The 19,218-nt window shown below is 29.4% G+C and carries 15 protein-coding genes and 1 riboswitch; of the genes, 2 read left to right on the forward strand and 13 right to left on the reverse strand.

The window, feature by feature from the left end:
* Positions 1-1,133, forward strand: a 1,133-nt coding sequence (locus tag H5J23_RS10505; protein ID WP_185892144.1) for an HD domain-containing phosphohydrolase, incomplete at its 5' end; no start/stop codon positions are given.
* A gap of 45 nt (positions 1,134-1,178) precedes the next feature.
* Here the strand turns inward: H5J23_RS10505 and H5J23_RS10510 are convergent.
* From H5J23_RS10510 to H5J23_RS10570, 13 genes are all read right to left on the reverse strand, one after another.
* Positions 1,179-1,568: a hypothetical protein gene (locus tag H5J23_RS10510; RefSeq protein WP_185892146.1), complete on the reverse strand. Its 390-nt coding sequence runs from the start codon at positions 1,566-1,568 to the stop codon at positions 1,179-1,181.
* A gap of 2 nt (positions 1,569-1,570) precedes the next feature.
* Positions 1,571-1,876 carry a hypothetical protein gene (locus H5J23_RS10515; protein ID WP_185892148.1) on the reverse strand — a complete coding sequence of 102 codons (306 nt, stop codon included), beginning with the start codon at positions 1,874-1,876 and terminating at the stop codon, positions 1,571-1,573.
* A gap of 92 nt (positions 1,877-1,968) precedes the next feature.
* Positions 1,969-2,679: a GntR family transcriptional regulator gene (locus tag H5J23_RS10520; protein ID WP_185892150.1), complete on the reverse strand. Its 711-nt coding sequence runs from the start codon at positions 2,677-2,679 to the stop codon at positions 1,969-1,971.
* A 67-nt stretch (positions 2,680-2,746) separates the two neighbouring features.
* Positions 2,747-3,313, reverse strand: a complete 567-nt coding sequence (locus H5J23_RS10525) for an HD-GYP domain-containing protein (RefSeq protein WP_185892151.1) — start codon at positions 3,311-3,313, stop codon at positions 2,747-2,749.
* A 15-nt stretch (positions 3,314-3,328) separates the two neighbouring features.
* Entirely contained in the window at positions 3,329-7,354 is a 4,026-nt protein-coding gene (locus H5J23_RS10530) for a hypothetical protein (protein ID WP_185892153.1), read from the reverse strand.
* Positions 7,351-7,794, reverse strand: a complete 444-nt coding sequence (locus H5J23_RS10535) for a hypothetical protein (RefSeq protein ID WP_185892154.1) — start codon at positions 7,792-7,794, stop codon at positions 7,351-7,353. Before H5J23_RS10535 ends, H5J23_RS10530 begins: the two co-directional genes overlap by 4 nt.
* Before the next feature lie 2 nt (positions 7,795-7,796).
* The gene (locus tag H5J23_RS10540) at positions 7,797-8,327 is read right to left on the reverse strand and encodes a hypothetical protein (protein ID WP_185892156.1); all 531 of its coding nucleotides are present in this window, start codon (positions 8,325-8,327) and stop codon (positions 7,797-7,799) included.
* On the reverse strand, positions 8,327-10,954 hold the full coding sequence (locus H5J23_RS10545) for a hypothetical protein (protein WP_185892157.1): 2,628 nt from the start codon (positions 10,952-10,954) through the stop codon (positions 8,327-8,329). Before H5J23_RS10545 ends, H5J23_RS10540 begins: the two co-directional genes overlap by 1 nt.
* Before the next feature lie 29 nt (positions 10,955-10,983).
* Positions 10,984-11,709: a hypothetical protein gene (locus H5J23_RS10550; protein ID WP_185892159.1), complete on the reverse strand. Its 726-nt coding sequence runs from the start codon at positions 11,707-11,709 to the stop codon at positions 10,984-10,986.
* Positions 11,710-11,900: 191 nt separating this feature from the next.
* Positions 11,901-13,016: an RNA-guided endonuclease TnpB family protein gene (locus tag H5J23_RS10555; RefSeq protein WP_185892160.1), complete on the reverse strand. Its 1,116-nt coding sequence runs from the start codon at positions 13,014-13,016 to the stop codon at positions 11,901-11,903.
* On the reverse strand, positions 12,982-13,581 hold the full coding sequence (locus H5J23_RS10560) for an IS607 family transposase (RefSeq protein ID WP_185892162.1): 600 nt from the start codon (positions 13,579-13,581) through the stop codon (positions 12,982-12,984). The genes H5J23_RS10555 and H5J23_RS10560 overlap by 35 nt, the downstream gene beginning before the upstream one ends.
* A gap of 135 nt (positions 13,582-13,716) precedes the next feature.
* Positions 13,717-14,499, reverse strand: a complete 783-nt coding sequence (locus H5J23_RS10565) for a hypothetical protein (protein ID WP_185892163.1) — start codon at positions 14,497-14,499, stop codon at positions 13,717-13,719.
* A gap of 21 nt (positions 14,500-14,520) precedes the next feature.
* Complete coding sequence (locus H5J23_RS10570) at positions 14,521-15,231, reverse strand: hypothetical protein (RefSeq protein WP_185892165.1); 711 nt, start codon at positions 15,229-15,231, stop codon at positions 14,521-14,523.
* An 80-nt stretch (positions 15,232-15,311) separates the two neighbouring features.
* Positions 15,312-15,387: riboswitch (cyclic di-GMP riboswitch) on the reverse strand.
* A gap of 272 nt (positions 15,388-15,659) precedes the next feature.
* Between H5J23_RS10570 and H5J23_RS10575 the strand changes: the two genes are divergently transcribed.
* Complete coding sequence (locus tag H5J23_RS10575; protein WP_185892167.1) at positions 15,660-19,208, forward strand: hypothetical protein; 3,549 nt, start codon at positions 15,660-15,662, stop codon at positions 19,206-19,208.
* Positions 19,209-19,218: the final 10 nt, after the last annotated feature.

The following is a 19,218-nucleotide window of genomic DNA, read 5'->3' on the forward strand; positions in this document are numbered from 1 at the left end:
ACAATGAGTTGTTTATAGCTCCGTATTATAGTGCTAATACAGCTGTTTTTAGTAATCAAGAAAACTATTTTATAGATTCCTTAGACCAGATTAAAGATAGTAAAATAGGTGTTATTTCTGTTAGAAATAGTTTAAAAAATACCCCATTTATAACCACTAATCACAATACTATTATTAGGTATCATGAGCTTTCAAAAGCTTTAAAAGATTTAGCTAACGGTAAAATTGATTACTTTATGGGAGACTACAGAATTACAACTTTAGAAATTAATGCTTTAAGTCTTGAAAATAAAATACATCTTTCTCACGTAAATGAAGCTGTTAATAGAATAGGTTTTGGTATGAATGATCAGAACTTATATAAATTCTTTAATGGCATTGTTCCAACAACATCCTTAGAACAAGATGTTATAAATAAGATTTTTATAAAACCAGACTTAGAATTTAAGGACTACAAATTAACAATTGCTATTTCTACGATAAGTGGCTTATTTATAATCTTTTTAATATTTTTATATAAAAGAACGAAAAAAATTTCAAATAACTATAAACAGATTTTAAATGCTTTAGTTGATAGTTTTGAAAAAGTTAATGAAATTAGCGATACAGATACTGGATCACATATTTTAAGAGTTAATCTTTACTCTGAATTACTTGCTAAAAAACTAAATTGTCCTAAAAAATTTACTGAAGATATTTCAAGATATGCTTCTCTACATGATTTAGGTAAAATTGGTATCAGTGATGCTATATTAAAAAAACCTGGGAAACTTACGCATGAAGAGTTTGAAGAGATAAAAAAACATTCTGTACTTGGATTTGATTTGGTATCTAGAATGAAAATTGGAACTATTGCAGAAAATATAGCTCTTTATCATCATGAAAAATGGGATGGAACTGGTTACCCATACGGCCTAAAAGGAGAAAATATTCCATTAGAGGCTCGAATTGTCGCACTAGCTGATGTCTATGATGCTCTTAGACAAAGTCGAGTTTATAAAGAGGGATTCTCACATGAAAAAGCTATGGGAATAATTTTTAAAGATAGTGGGAAGCATTTTGATCCTAAAATTGTAGATATATTCATTCGTTACAATAAAGAGTTTAAAGAAATTTTTGATAATAATAACTAAAAAAAGATACTATCTTCAGTTAACTGAAGATGGTATCTTTTTAATTTATCTTTGAGTATAAACCTCTGCATCAATACACAATTCAACAATAATATTATTAAACTCTTTTAGATGTACTGGAATTAAGGTAAACTTTATCTTTCCTGTATGCATTTGATTTTCCAAATTTTTATCGCTTTGTAAAGATATCTTTACAAATTTTTCCTCTTGAGGATTTAGTATAAAAACCTTAGGATATATTTGAGTTTTAATATCTACATTTTTAAAACTACTTTCCACTCTAACAACGTAGATTTGATTACATGTATTTACGATAGTAAAAGTTTCTAAAGCTCCTTTAGTAATATCTTTTTTTAACTCCTTTGGGTATAGCATAAAAGCAACTGAAAACTTAGATATTACAAAAAATATAAGTATTTTTATAAAAGCTTTCATAATTAAATCTTTATACTAACTTTTATAAACTTTTTTTTAAGGTTTTTAGAACTACTAGTATTATATACATAAATATTTTTATTATTTGGTTTAATCTTTTTATTATCAATCTCAATAGATTTAATATTTTTATTTTGAACAGTGATGCTATTTTCTTTAGTATCAATGCTTTGAATAATTTCTATTGGCTTAATAATGGTAGCTCTAACGTTTATATCAATAGATGCTCCTTTTGAGTTTGCAAAAGCATCAAATGAAAATATTAGTAACATTAGAGATAATAACAGTACAAATTTCTTAAAAAACATTTTCCTCCTAAATTAACAAAACTTTTTCGTCTTTAAAATTCATTTTTACATTCTACCATTTTGTTATAAATTAGTCAATGTGATTGTTTTTTTTATTTCTTTACTGTTTTTATCTCTTTAAATGTACATCTACTTTGGTTATAATAAAGTTTCGAAAATTCAAAAATTTTTTCATCTTTGAAATAAGATTTCAATTCAACTTTAAAAATAGGAGTAGAATTTGGTAGTTTTAATATATCTTGAATATCTTTTGGAGGTATTATTGGAAAAAATTCTCTTATACTTCGATTAATCTTTAAGTCCAAAGATTTTAAAAACTCATATTTAGATTTTTCTAAATCAGAAATTTTCAAATTGGGAAAAAGTTCAAAAGGCATAAAGGTCCACTCTAAAACTATGGGTATATCATCAGCTAAACGAAGCCGTAATATTGAATATATTTTATCGCCAGGTTTAACTTTTAATGTATCTGCTAAAGTATGGGTAGCTTTTATAATTTTAAACCCTAAAATTTTAGTCACTGGATTTTTATTTTGTAATAACATTTTATCTGTAAATCCTAAAAGTTCATCAAAGTTTATATTAATTTTATCATCGCTACTTGATACAAAAGTTCCACTTCCTCTTTTCTGATAAAGATAACCTCTTTGAACTAAATTTTGCATAGCTCTTCTTGCTGTCATTTTACTAACATTAAATTTTTCAATTATTTTATTCTCTGATATAACCTTATCACCAGGCATATATGTTTTATTTCTTATTAATTTGAGGATATATTCCTCAATAGCATTACATTTACTCAAAAAAATCACCTATAAATTTTATTTATAGGTGATTATAACATACTTTTTTTAAATTCTATTACTTTTTTTAAAAATTGATAAAAATCTCATCAAATTTTTCATTATATTTATAAAAAATATCAACAAGTTTAGGATCAAAATGAGTTCCATTTCCATTTAAAATGATTTTTACTGCTTCATCATGAGAAAAACTTTTTTTATAAACTCTTGATTCTCTAAGAGCATCATAAACATCAGATAAAGCAACAATCCTAGCTTCTAATGGTATTTCCTCTTCTTTTAAACCTTTAGGATATCCTGATCCATTCCATTTTTCATGATGATAATGAGCTATATTCTCAGCAACCTTACCCAAATTCATCTTTGCCAAAAGCTCTAACCCTAACTCTGGGTGTTTTTTTACTTCTTCAAACTCCTCAATTGTTAATCTTTCTGGCTTTTTTAGGATATCATTACTTATTTTTAATTTTCCAATATCATGTAAAGGAGCATAATTGAAAATCTCATTGATAAATTTTTCAGAACATTTTAACTCTTCAGCTAAAAATTTAGAATATAAAGCTACTCTTGAAGCATGTTCTTTACTTTCTATATTATAATCAAATAAATCATAAATATTTAAAAATAAATTCATCTGTTCTCCTTCCAATTATTTATTATTTAAATTAACAGTTGTTGCAGATACTACTTTCATTTGTAATGTTATTGTACCTATATGAGCTCCCTCAGCTGTTGATTTATTTAAACTATCTTTAGTTATAACTCCACTTAATTTAAATATTTTATTAGTTCCTTCAGCTACTCCAGAATCAATAGAAAGTTTTGTTGCTTCTACAATTGAATTACCATTAGTTAAGGATATATTTGGACTTTCTAACTCTAAAATTAAATTATGACCACTAAAAGGTTGAACAACTATAGATGTTTCAGCAGGATAATCAATATTTGAACCTTTTAAAAGAACTCCAAAATCTAAAACACCACTAGATATTTTTTCTCCTATTTTAGGAGTTACTATTTTCATATTAGTAGTTTTTCTTGTTAATCCAGAGCCCTCTTTATGAACAATTGTAAAGTTTATTTCTCCTTCTCCTTCCCATTCGTCCAATGAGAATGAAACTAAACCATCAGTTCTATACTGTAAAGATATTTTAGTATCCCTTCCAAGATAATCTTTTAAAGTAAATTGATGCTTACTGGTATCTCCAGCTCCTGTATATTTATCAAGTCCATTTACATTCATAGTATCACCTATTTTAGTTTCGCCTTGATAAATTTCAATTGTTCCACCATAAGATAAACCTTGAGGAAATCTAGATGTACTTTCTAAAGCTACCGCATTACTTGTCGCAACTCCATCTTTATTAAAATCTATAGTTATACCTTTTTGATAACTTGTATTTAAGCTCACCACTCCACTTTGGATAATATTATCTTTTGTAAAAATAATTTTAGGATAATGTATTGTAATTTTTGAATCTGAATCTGAATCAACTGTAAACACGTTAGATTGCTCATTTTTCTTTCCTACTGTTGCTGTAATTACATTAAAATCCTTATCTTCAGGAGTTAAAATAATTTCATAATCAGCAAACCTCTCCTCTTTTCTCATCTGAATTATATTTAATTCTGGAATATTTAATCTTAAATCTGTTGTAAAACTAAGATTAGTTCCATTATTATCATTGCTGTGTTTTCCAACTGCTACCTGTTTTTTTAAATACTCAAGATTAAAACTATTATTGAAATATGACCAAAAATGAATTCTAGTTTTAAATTTATAATCTTTATACTCTAAAACTAAATCATTAAAATTATTATATGGATAATAGTTCACAACCTCTACAACACTACTTTTACCTAAGGTAAAAATTGGAAATCTTCTAACACCAAAATTTTCTAAAGTTACAGTTAGTGATCCACCTGCAAAAACTGCGTAAGTAGGAATTTCAGTTTCACTAGTCAGATTCTTTCTGTCCTCATCTAAATAAGTTGCATCTTTAACATTATGATTTACACCTAACTTATTTATTTCTGGGATTACTATATCTAAATTATATATTCTTCTATTTAATCCTGATAATTCATTATGGAGAATTTGTAGTTTAAAAGTATCCGAACCTGTCCAATCTCTAACAGCTAAACTTGGTAATCCATTAATTCCATATTTAAGTTCTATCTTAGCTTTTTTCCCAGTTTCTCCTATTACTTCAAATTTTATATTCTGAGTGGTATTTCCACCACCATCTACATCTTCTCCAACTACTCTATGAATTATATCACTGGTAACTCCCTTATTTTTAATGATAATATCGCTCTTAAATGGTAATCCTTTCATGTTAAACCCAGAGGATAAAGTTATTCCACTTTTACTTGTACTTCCAGAAGCATTAAAATCAATAAACTCCTCATCATAATTTCTATCAATAGTCATAGTCATATCTCTGGTTATTTGATTTTTCTCTATTTTTATAGTTGGAATCAACTCGATATGTTGAGTATTGTTTGGATTCACATGAGCTGATGTTTCATCCTTTTTACCAAGAATAAAACTTAGATTTCTATTTGTTGAAGATATATATGTAAGATCTATTTTATTTGAATCATTTTTATCTCTATTTTGAATAAAAAGAGATTTTGGTATCCTAAATCTTAAAAGAGCGGGAAAACTTCCTGGTCCAGCTTTAGCAGTAGTTTCCGTTCTTATGCTTTCTGGCCTTATATAACCACCTAACATAAAAGATCTTAGAAGTTTAAGTTGACTATTTATTTTCTGAGTTATTTCAAAAGGATGTAATTTATGTGAGTTATATGTACTTTGAACAGATTTATAACTTGACTGTCCAAAATATAAATTTACTCCAATTTCTGTTTCTCCATCAAAATTAACTATATATCGACCATCTGAAGATATAGATTTCGTTCCATCTCCTAAATTTGATACATCAAATGGGATACTAAAATCTTTGTCATATAGTGAAATTACTGGGAAATAACTTGGATAGCTATTTGGAACATTTTCGATTATGTAACTCATACTTCCACCAGCAAAAACATAATTACCTTCAGCGTCTAGACTTAAAGTGTCTCTAATAGTATCCCCATCATCATAAAAGACTACTTCTTTTGGAATATTTGACGAGTTTATTGTATGTCTCATAGTTGGAGTTATGACTTTTATACTATCTATCTTTCTAGCTAATCCTGATTCTTCAAAATATTTTATTACAAAATCAAAAGTTCTATCTTCCAAAAGATCTTTTTTATAATTTGATTGAGTATAACTAACTAACTCATAAATTGGCTCTCCTTTGTTATAATTTATTTTAAAAGTTATTGAATTTCCCGACGCATTAGTTTTTGTAAATTGAAGTTCATTTGAATCTCCGCCATCTGATACACCTTCTCCAGAAACGCTGGAATAAACTAATGCATTTGTATCTGTAGTTGTATTGAATATTCCAACATATCCTTTATATTTTAACCCTTTTAAAAAATTAGAATCAGATATATTTTTTATTGTGGATTCTGTTCGACTTGAAAATTCAATAGTCCCACTATGTGTAGTTTGACTTTTCACAATTTTTAAATTTGGATAAGGTGCAATTTCAGTTCTATTGTTATTTGAATGCGGAATGCTTCCATTATTATTCCAATCAGCTTTAGGTAATGCAACTTGATTAATCTGCCCAGTTGTAGTACTCCAAACTAAAGGAACCTCTATTTTATTAACTGTTCTAGCTTTTTTAATTATATCTAAATCAATACTTGGTTGAAATTTAACTTTTAAACTCAGTGTACTTCCTCTAATTGCAATAATAGAACTACTATCATTTGGATGCATTTTATGATTAAAAATCTGTATGCCACTACTTGGTGTAACACTTAATAAATTAAGTTTAATTGGTAGTTCCCCATCTAAATTATCTACTTTAACTTGTGGCTGAATAAACTTTGCAACACCACCATTCTCTATAGTATTTCCATCGTTTGAATTTAAAGAGTGTCCACCTACAATTGCTGATAATCTATAAGTAGTTCCATTATAATTGTCCATTGCAATATCAATAGAACTGGAATGAGTAATGGAATAAAATCGTGTACTATCTGTAAAACTGCCATCATCTTGAAAACTCATCTCATTTGGTAATCCATTAGAAAAATTGGTTATTGTTCCACCGTAAGTAGTTGGAACATCATAATTTATACTAAAAACTTTAGCTACTGTATTGGTAGATTTGTTTAAAACTCCTAAATATAGTTTCTCTGGCTTTTCTTCATACTGTATTTTTAGAGCTCTTTCCCCTCTTGCTCTATCTAAAAAGTATGATAACTTCCCTGAGTTTATCTTACTTCCAGCTCTCAATTTAGCTCCATTTTTAATAACCTCTAAAGCTTTTCTTCCCCCTTTAGAAACAGAGTACGAAGGTAAGCTATTTAAATTTTCAATAAGAAAAACTTCAAATTGACTCTCATCAACAGGAACCTCTTTAAAATTTAAAGTAATCTCCTTATTACTCTCATCTAAAAGAGCATCTAACTTTTCACTAAAAACTTTTGTCACCTCTATATTCATCTCAGCTCTTTCTCTAGTTGGAAGAGTTTCAATAACCTCTCCCCCACTTAGAGACAGAGTTAAAATAAGAGAGAAAATAATATATTTTAAAATTTTCATTTCTCTTCTCCCCCTCTTTTCTTATATTGAGATATAATCATAGGAATATATCCTATATACTCCCCCTCAATCTCCTTAATATCCTCCCCACGATTTAAGTCTCTTCTATCTAAAATTCCATAAAGTTTAATTTGAACTCTCTCTTTATCCAAAATAAACTCCTGTTCCTCTTTTTCCATTATAAGTTTTTCAACTTTTATCCATCTTCTTCTATTTGTCAAAAGGTTATATTCAGGAAATTTTAAAACTATCTTTTTCCCAGCATCCTCTTCAAGATTATCTGTATAAACTTCTAAAATAGCCTCTCCTAAAACCTTATCTTTTTCAATGTGAGTGGTATTAACTTTTCTAAACTTCATAGGACTCACAACCTTATAGTGTATCTCACAAAATAAAGCTGTATAGAAGAGTAAAAAAGTAATAACTATATTTTTTTTCATCTCTACCTCCTACTTTTCATCTCTATATTGATATAAACTTTTTTTCTATGTGTCCCCTCAACACTTATATTCTGTCCATCAATAATTAAGAGATTATCATCCACTACTTTTTTATTGATATACTTTGGTGAAATAATATGTGTATCTATCTTTCCATCATTATCAATATCTATAGCAGTTTCAGAATAGTTTAAAGAGTAGAAATCCTTTTTATCAGGCTCTTTATTAAGCTCAATCTCAAATGGTATCTCAAGTTTTTGATCATCTATAATTAGTGCTTTGATATCCACATCTGTCATAATTTCAAGTGGAACAACAATGTCAACATTAGATTTCACCATAATCGTATTTGTTTTAATTAAATCCCAAATCTCTTCAATAACCTCTCCATTTTCTAACTCTATCTCCTCTACTTTCTCTATAGGTGTAGCAGGAATTAAAGGTATCATTGGTATGCTAGGAAGAGGAATACTCTCTTGGGCAGATGCCAAGAGAGTATAAAAAAGTGTAAATAAAATTATATTTTTAATCACTATAAGTTCCCCCTATCTCCATTTTTAACTAAAGCAATCTTATTTTTAGTAAAGTTAAATACAAACTTTTGAGAACTTCCTTCAATGTAAGCAAGTTTTATATTCTCTGATAGATTTGGAATATCAAAATCTTCTCCTAAATACATAACCTGTACGTTATATCCATCTGGGAAAAGTCCACTTATATGGAAATATCCACTTTCATCTGGAATTGTTAACTCCTCAATATTTCTCTCTTTGTGTGAAACTTTAACAACAATATTTTCAAAAATAGCTTGTCTTTGCTCTTCAGTTAAATCTTTAAAATCATCAATATTTATAAATCCTTCTAAATCAGTCATCGGAGTTATAGGTATGTAAGCTGTAATAGTTCCTGTATTTCTTCCCTTCACCTCAATAATGGTATCTCCCATAGAGTATGATGGCTTTCTAATCTTAGGTTTTAACTCATAAAGTATCCCGTTTGGAACCCCAAACATATAAGCTCTACCATCTTCATCAGTGACAACCTTTTGAGATCCAATCTCAACTTCAACATTATCAACAGTTTCCTCTCCCTCATCATAAGTGTAGTTTCCATTTTTATCTACAAATGTGATTATCTCAACTCTACTAGAATCCATAGTCTCAATATCAGCTTTGATATTTTTAAGATCAATAACTCTATTAACTCCAACAGCGTAAGACTCAGCTCCACCTTTTCCTTTAAAGAATGCGAAGTTAATAAGATTATCATAGTCAAGAGTGAATCTAACACTTATAGAACTTTCACTACGATTTGAGTAGGAAAAGTCCAGTGAAAAGTCTACAACTTCCCAAAAGTTTTTATTTGTAAAAGCTAATGTAGTTTCATAATCTCTTCCATCATTTGTCCAAATATTATTAAGTGTTGTATTGAAGTTATGAAACCCTGTATAGTTTAAATATACTGAGTACTCATGTTTACTATTTCTAGATTTTCTTGTATCTGCAGTAAGTAAAAGATCTTTAAAAATAGATTTATATACTGAAACTCCAAAATCATAGTCTATAGTTTTTTCATCTTTATAATACTCATTGATTCTATAGTTATAATCAAATGTATAACCAGAACCTGGAGAATATTCTAATGAATATTCTCTTAATTTCTTCTCGTTGTAGTACCCACCGTAGTTATACTGAGAAGTGTATAGAGATAGATTATATAAATTTATTTTACCTTGATAGTTATAAAGGTATCTATCGTCCTCTGTGTGTTCCCCACCTAAAACTAAAGTATAAGGTAACTTATAGATAGTGTTTGAATATACAAACTCTCCCATAGTTGTATTTATATATCTTTTTTCATCTTCATCATTATATTCAGTAACTCTTTTTCCACCTAGTCCAAAAGTTAGATTATCAGTTAAACCATAATAGATATCTCCAAAGAAACTGTAGTTATCATTGTTATGATCCTCACGAATATCTAAGTTATACTCTATCTGCCCAGCCCCTTGCTGGTTAAAATCTCTACTTGTATTCACATTTATATCATAGATTCTACCGTCATCAGTATGAACCCTTAAAACATAATCCCTATCCCTTTTAATCTCTCTATTTCTAAATTCAACAAAGCCACCTTCCTCATTTGCAACTGCAAGTGGGAATCCCATATAAAGAAGTTCCACCTTACTTCCAAGAGGAACGTTCTCCCTTATAACTATGTTGTCATTTTGTATAAAGTATCCTTTCTCCTTTTTAAAAGATACTCCCCACTCCCTTGATGTACTACCGTAACTCCCAACCTCTAAAGAGTGCTCTTTCCAAAGGTCAGGGTAGTATATATATGTATCCCCTATTTTATCATCCTTTACATTGTAAGATGTATTAAACTCTCCATATAAAAGATTTCCCCTATATTCTAAATTTCCAAACCAATCTTTGTCGTAACTTTTCTCCCCTTTATTCTTAGAAAAATTAGCTGAGAAGTTTGTCTTTAAGTATCCCACATCTAAAAGTCCATTGTCATTTGTATGTAAAATTCTCTTTTTATTTGCCTCCTCTTGCATCTTCTCTCTATTTCTATTTAAATAGTATTCGATTTCAAATGGAGGGTTAAAGTTTAAATCCCCTTTTATTAACAGTTTAGCTTCATTTATTTCTAAACGTTGTAAAAACATCGTTTCAAATAAAGAACTCTCTATAAAAAAATCACTATTTTCAGTAATTATATTATCATCTGTTATAGGTATGGTTTTATTGATTCTTCCTATAAAAAGCTTTTTATTTTTCATATCTATGTCAATCTCATCTAAAGATTTTCCTAGACGCATCTGCATCTTTTCATTTTTGATACTGTAGTTATTAAATTGTAAAACTTTAAAAAAGTTTAAAAGTGAAAAATAGTATTTATCGTTCTCTTTTTTTAACTTAAAAGCTCCCTCTTTTATCTTATCATTGATGTTAAAAGTAAAAAGTGCATCTCCTGCTATATCCTCCCCTAGGAGTTCACTTTTCAAAATATCATAGTCCTCTAGAGTTATTAGTCCTGAAGCCTTTAAAGCATTTAAATCTTCTAAGGTATACTCTTGGGAAAAGGTTGTTACAGAGAATAATAGAAAAATAAAGATTCCCAACTGTTTTCTTATTCTTTTTTTGTTCTCCATAAAATTTCCCTCCCTTTTCTAAAATATTTTTATATTGAAAGCTTATTTGTTACCTTTTCATTATCCTTATCTACAATAAAAATCCAATTAAGTTTTGGTAAAAGTTTCAAAGTTTTTTCATCTTTAATATTCTGATTGAAATCTGAGAGCTGTATAGATTCATTTTTTAAAATTGTAAAATCCCCTAAGAAATATCTATTATTACCTTTTGAATCTGTTAGAAACATATTGTATCTTCCAGATCTCTTTCCTGTGTTCTCCATCACTCCGCTAAACTCTAAAGATTTTTTAGATTTTTTTAAACCAAAATCAGTTATCTCTAGATTTGGATTGATAGCTCCTACATACCCTAAAATCTCCATGCTAAAGTTTGTCAAAATAGTTACACTTGTATTTTTAGACTTAACTTTTTCTAAGCTTGGAACCTCCATCTCTTTTATATTTAAAACGGCACTGTACTCTCCCTCTTTAGTTCCCTTAGGGGCTTTAATTAGAAGTTTTATAGTTTTTTCCTCACTAGGTTTTAAAGTTAAAGTTTTAGGATATATCTCACCCCAACTAGCCATTGAGTCTGTTTTAGAATCTAAAAGGGATATATGGTATCTTACGTTTTTATCTGTTCTATTGTACAAGTTATACTCTATTAGTCCACCTTGTCCATCTACCTTTTTATTAAACTCTGTTGGATAGATGTTTATATATGAAAAGGCACTGGAGAACATCAGTAAAAAAAGTAAAAAAATATGTTTAATCATTCATTCACCGTTACCAAACACTTATAAAACTCTATAAAGATTTATCAAATCAGCATAAAGTTAAAAGTATTATTCCTTTTTCATAGAATCCGATTTTGCCCAAAAATATAGACTACTTTCGTTTGTATAACTCTCCAAAGGCTTAAATTCCCGCATAACGAACGGTACATATTACAGTTTTCTTCTGTTCTCTATGAAACTCTGTAATTCCTTAAATTTATACTCGCATTTAGATCTCTATCCATCTTATTTCCACACTCACAACTAAAAATTCTATCAGAAAGTTTTAGGTTTTTCTTGACCGAACCACAGCAACTACAAGTTTTACTACTTGGATAAAATCTTGGTACTTGTATAAATTCTATTCCATTAAATTTACATTTATATTTCATAAATACAACAAATTTATGGAAATTCTGTTCAGCTATCGCCTTTGAAAGATGTCTATTTTTCATCATACCTTTAACATTCAAATCTTCCATTACTATTTTTGATGGTTTGGTTTTCACTATCTCATTTGTAATCTGATGAAGATTATTGTTGCGGATATTTGAAATTCTTCTATGAATGAGCCTAAGTTTTTGTTCAAGTTTCAAGATATTTTGGCTCTTTTGGTAACGGTTTTCACCTCCATTATTTTTATAGTATTTTCTTGAAACTTGTTTTTGAAGTCTTTTTAAAGTTTTTTTAAGTTTTTTTACTCTTTTCCCTTTGTTTACATTTTTAAATACCCTACCATTGGAACAGACCGCTAACTCTTTTATACCTAAATCTATTCCTATTTTTTCATCAGTAAGTTCTACAACATGTTTAGCACTATCTATACCCACTGAGATATACCAATACTTACCATCAAAACTTATTCTTGGATTAGTATATTTCGTATTCATGGGAATCTGCTCTGAAGTTTTTACCCAACCAACTTTTTCAATTAAAACTAAATTTTCTTTTACTTTTAATTTAGAAGTATCATTGTAGAAACTCGGTTTAGCTTTCTTTCTACTCTTGAATTTTGGAAAAGCACTCTGCTTCTTAAAAAATTTTTTATAACTATCACAAGCATCTTTAACAGCTTGTTTTGCTACATTATTTGAAACTTGTGATAACCATTCTAATTCTGATTTCTTAAGTTCTGTTATCTCTTTTCTAAGGATGTTATCAGAGAGAAACTTTCCACCATTTTCGTAGTTTTCTTTTTGTCTATTCAAAGTCCAGTTATATATGAATCTTGCTGTTCCTGTTGATTGCCAAAGAAATAATTCCTGATTTTTATTAGGTTTTAACCTTATCTTCTTTGATAGAATCATCAGAAATCAGCTCCTTTATCATTTGTTTTGCCCTATTTGCTCTCTTTCCTTGAAGTCTACAGCTGAAAACAGTAACTATTTGTACTAGATCTTCTACAAGCTCTTCTTGTTCGATTTTTTCAGTATTGTCTATTATTTCTATTTCAACAGAGTATTTTTTACAAAGATTTTCAATTAGTTCATATCCAAATCTTAATAATCTATCTTTATACAAAAGTACAATTTTTTCAACTTCTCCATCCGTTATGAGATCAACCAGTTTATTGAACCCTTTTTTATTGTAATTTATACCTCTTCCAAGCATGTACAATTTTACATTCTCTATCTGTCTTTCCAAGTCCTCTTTTTGCTTATTAGAGCTAACTCGACAATAACCAATTGTTTTTCTATTTTTTTTAACAATAGTAATTCCTAAAAATTTATTAAGTTGCTCCTCTGAGTAATACCTATATCCACTGTCTGTTTTATGATGTGGCACTAATTTTCCATTAGAATCCCAGTTTCTTAATGTTTGAGCTGTAACATTTAATACTTTTACCATCTCTCTGGTTGAGTAATATTTCATTAATTTCACCTCAACTTATTGTATAATAAAAACTATAAAAATCAGAATTATCTTTCGTAATTTATATTTTTATTTTAACTGTTACTTACCTCTTTTTTCAAAAAAGGCCACCATAATAGTGGCCATAGTTATTTATTATCTTTTTGCTAAAGCTGAAGCATTTGGAACAACTGTTCCATCTGCTTTAATTCCTTCTGTTTGGTTTACAGTAGAAGTATTGTTTACAGTTCCAGCTGTTGGAGTATAACTTGCTTTATACTCTTCATCAGATGTTGTAGTAGGTATTTTACTAAATCTAACAGCTAATGTAGATGTGTTAGTATATTGACCTTCAATTGGATTATTTGTTGTTCCCATTTGCGCTGAATTTATTACAGATTGTAAATTAACTTCTATATTACGAATTGATTTAACCTCAAAATTTCCAGCACTTTTTTCAGTCTCACCAGTTAACGATAAAATTTGACCTCCATTTGTGCTTTCACCAAAACCAGATTCAAACTTTGCATGGCTTTCAATAACTGCGGCTGTTAGTGTATGTGCTAACACGTCGTCACTATCTACATGCTTAAGATTGTTTGTGTTTGATGTATCAGCATTTAATGCTATATTAAGAACTGTTCCTGCTGGAAAGTTAGTTCCATTTGTTTTTCTTATATAAACTTTTCTTGCTACTGTTGAATCAGCTGATGTTCCTGCCATAAGTGTTCCATGATCTAAAACTGCCTTTTTAATAGCGTCTGTTGGTGCTCCATCTGCTGTTCCTTCCGATGATGTAATAACTAATCCTGAGTTAATGATAAACGCTCTTGTTTCAACGTCGATTTGGTTATTTCCGTAAGTTGAGTTATGTACCCCTGTTGATGCTCCAAACGCCATAGCTGATAGTGCAGCTAATCCAAATAAAATCTTTTTCATATTTAATCTCCTCCTTGTTTTCTATAATTTGATTTTCTTAATAAGGTTGTTGCTAATCTCTTCATATATGATTAATTCATAAGGGTCATTTTTCTTCATCCCTTCTAAATCAATAACCTTAGTAACACTTTCCTTTTCATAGATACGTCCCATTGAGTTTCTAGAAACTGTCTTATTCTTTCCTTTAACCTCAATTCCGTACTCTACCCCTCTTTTTAAAGAAGCATTTTTCAAATCAATTTTTAATTTTGTTTTTCCTTTTTCTTCAAAAATCTCATGCTTTACAATATCAATCACAGGTGGTATATCTCCCACATAACCTATCAACTCTAAAGATGCTGAGATTGTAACTCCTGCGTTAGCAACAACTTTCTTCTGGCTCTTATCTAACTCAGGTATCGTAATTGGTACGCAGTTTAAATGAAACCCATACTCTCCAACTGGAGTCCCCTTAGGTGCATTAGCATAAACTTTTAATATCCCAACATCACCAGATTTAACTGTTAAAATCTTTGGATAAAGCTCTACCCATTTACTCATATCCCCACGAATAATACTTCCTGGTTCTACTGAGAATTTATATCTTATAGTTTCCATCCCATTATTTGGAAAGTAAAACTCTTGATAACCATTTCCATTGTCAAATCTCTTTTCAAACCCATCTGGCATTATATGAAAACTGTAACTCAAAAGATTCACAATAAATAAAAACATTACTAATATATACTTCAAAAAAATACCCCCTAGAATTTAAATAAAAAAAAGTTGCAATAAGAATAATACTCTTAATCTTAAAGATTAAAAGTACTACCTATTGCAACTGGCTGCCATTTTACAGGCCCTTTAGTTTTGCGTCACACAGTTTCCTGTGCTTTGCCATATGAAAATGTTTGAAAAAAACCCTTGTTGAATTAATTTTATACTGAAATTTATGAAATGTGAATTTGAAAAAAAATATAAAAAAATTTAGAAATTTTCAAAGTGGTTTTTAAATATTCAAAATACTCTACTTATACCATCAAAAATTTATTGTTCCTTTTTTTAGAAGATTTGAAATTTTATAAGCAATCCATTAAAAACTTTCAAATTTACAATTCCTTTAAATTTGAGTAATACTAATTATAATAGTTTGTATTTTCAATAAAAAAGAGGTGAAAATTATGAGAAAAAAACGATTAAAAGAACTCACTTTTTTATTAGCAGCACTAATAGTGATTTCTAATGTTTCTCTTTCACAAAGCGAAGCAGATGAGGTAACAATTAGCACCATGGGGACAATTGACTTTAACAGATTAGAACAAAACAAGAATGAAGTAAAAAAGGTTATTTATCCTGGAAGGTTTACTTTGGAAAATAGAGGAGCTTATATATACTCTTTGGTAGATCCTGTTCCAATTGAACCAAAACTTTCCTTAGGAACTGAATCAAGGGTGGCTCTTCAAAGTGAGACCATCCCATTTTATATTTACACGAACTATCCTAATAACATAGCTCGATGGGAGTTATCTATATACTCAGTTGAAGATGAGAATTTGATAGCACCTATAGAAGTTATTAAAGGTGACTCTCTTAATGTAAATGAGATGTTATCTTGGCAGTATAAAGAAAAAATTAATCCAAATGATGGTGATGAATATCTTTATAAATTAAGAGTTTATGATAAATATGGAAACTTTGATGAAACAAATATGGAAAAATTTACTTTTCAAGAGAGTGTTGAAAATAATAATATTGAACACAACTTCTTTGGAAAAGATAACACTAAGTCTAGAAGTATCTTAGTTACTGGTTCTAGGGTTAGAGTTTATGGAAAAGGTTTAAATACTATACGAACTATTGATTTAAATGGTCAACCTCTAGAGGTTGATAAAAATGGAAACTTTGTATATGAGATGTATACAGAGAATGAGGGAGAGAAAATTTTAAATGTTAAGTTATACGATAATCACGGAAAAGAGTATAACTATGATATGAGGGTAGATATTCCACGAAGATATGATTTCTTAGTGGGTATGGCTGACATCTTCATTGGGCAAAACTATGTATCTGGAAATGAAGCTATTTTAGCTCCAAATAATGAGTATGATGGTGATTTATTTAGTACAGGTAGATTGGCATTTTACTATAAGGGACTTTGGGAGAACGGCTACAGAGTAACTGCTCAAGCTGATACTTGGGCTAATGAATTTGATTATATGTTTAAAGACTTCTCTAAAAGAACTTCTAGAGAGATGTTTGAAAAACTTGAAAGAGATGATATTGAATTCAATTTAGGAGATGACTCTACATACTATAGAGATACTGAAACAGCTGGTAAGTTCTACTTAAGAGTAGACAAAGATAAATCTCATGCTATGTGGGGAAGTTATAATACTGGCTTTACTGGTAACTACTATGGTGACTATGATAGAAGTTTATATGGAGCAAAAGCTGAGTACCAAAGTTTGCAAGGTACTGATTTTGGAGAAAGTAAATATCAAGTTAAAGCATTTATTTCAGAGCCTGAAACACTTTTCTCATCAGATGAATTTGCAGGAACAGGAGGAAGTGTTTATTTCCTAAGTTTCCAAGATATTGTTACTGGAAGCGCTAAACTTAGAGTTGAAATTAGAGACCCTAGAACAGGAAGAGTTTTAAGAGATATTGTTCTAGAAGAGTTTAGAGACTACGAGATAAATGAACTTCAAGGTAGAATCATCTTAAAAAATCCATTACCTACAATTATAGCTGATGGTGGTTCTGGAGATATTATAAAAGAGATGCCTTACTACGGAGAATCAGTAGTATTAGTTGCAGATTATGAGTTCTACTCTTCTGACACAGATTTTTCTAAATTAACATATGGTACACGAGGTAAAGCTTGGTTAACAGACAATATAGCTCTTGGTGGAACTTTAGTAAATGAGGCTAGAGGAGATGGCTTTGAAGATTATGAGCTTCAAGGTGCAGACTTAACTTTAAGAAAAACAGATAACACATATTTAAGAATGGAGGTAGCACATTCTAAAGGTTCACAAAATATAATTAATAACTTTTCATATAATGGTGGTTATAACTTAGATTTAACGAAAAAAGATTGGGAGGATATATTAAATTATAAAGATTTAAATTCTCTTTACAATAATATTGATGGGTATGCATATTATTTAGAAGGAGAGGTGGCTTTAAAAGATTTCAATGAAGGATTTGGAAATGCTGATAGAATGGGGTTCTGGTATCGTAAAAAAGAGAGAGGATTCTCTAGAGCTGGTCTTGCAAACTCTGCTGAAATAGATGACTATGGATTTGAATTAGATTATGAATTAAATGAAAGATGGGATTTATCACTTGGAGCTAGTAAATTTAAAGAAACCGATCAAGATTTCGTAAATCCTGGATTTAATCAAGTAGAGGAAGATAGAGCTGATATTCTACTTTCTTATAAATATAATGAAAAACTGACTCTTTCAACAGAGTTAGAGTATTTAAAAAATAAAGAGTGGAATTATAATAATGAGTTTGCTAAAGAGGAGGCTATCCTTTTAGGAGTTAGAGCAGACTATGAATTCCTACCTAATAAAACTGTTTATGTTGAAGCTCAAACAGATGTACTTTCTGATAACTATGAAGCGAATAACCTATATACTTTAGGAACAAACTTAAAAATAGGTGAAAAACTAAAGCTTAATGCTGAAGGAAGTACAGGTAATAGAGGTCAAGGAGTTCAAGCTATGTTAGGTTATGACTTAACTCCTGAACACAATATATATGCAGGATACGCTTTAGAAAATGACAATGGACTATTTAATGATGGTAATAATAGTATCTTCACTGTGGGACAAAAATTTAAATACAATGATAATTTAAATATGTTCCATGAAAATCAGTTTGTTGATCAAAATAGTGGAAGAGGTTTCTTACAAACTTATGGTTTAGATTATGATTATACATCTGACTTAAGCTTAGGAACTTTAATACAACAAGGTGACTTAGATACAAATAATGGAAAATTAGAAAGAACATCTGTAAGTTTATACAGTAGATACTACGGTAAAGACTTTATGATTAGAAACAAATTAGAGTATGGAAGAGATAGAGGAAATAATCTATCAGCTGACACTTGGGCAACTATAAATAGAGCTAAAAAAGTTATAGATGAAGAGTATACTCTATTTGGAAAGCTTAACTATATCTATAGAGACTCTTTCTATGATAAAGATGATAAATCTGCTGAAGCTGGAGTTGGATTAGCTTATAGACCTATTTGGAATGATAGACTTAACTTAATCGGTAAGTATGAATATGTTTACAATATGGGAATTGATAGCCAATTAAACTCTACAAATGATGAAAAAGCTCATGTATTATCTTTAGAGGGAATCTACGAATTTAATCAAAGATGGGATATTGGTGCTAAATACGCTGTAAGACTTGAAAGTTTAAGAGCTGGACAAGGAGAAGGAGAATGGTATGATTCTAACTTAGATCTTTATGCAGTAAGACTAAACTATGAGTTTATTAAACAGTGGTATGCTTTTGGAGAATATCATCTACTTAGAGATATGAAGGATGACTCATATGAACATGGAGCGATAGTAGCAGTATATAGAGAAGTGGGACAAAACTTCAAAGTTGGAGTTGGATACAACTTCTCTAAATTTGATGACGACTTAACAGACTTAGACTATAATGCCAAAGGTTGGTTTATCAACCTAATCGGTAAATTCTAATAGGGAGGGC

Source organism: Cetobacterium sp. 2G large (assembly GCF_014250655.1).
In the GTDB taxonomy this organism is placed as follows: domain Bacteria; phylum Fusobacteriota; class Fusobacteriia; order Fusobacteriales; family Fusobacteriaceae; genus Cetobacterium_A; species Cetobacterium_A somerae.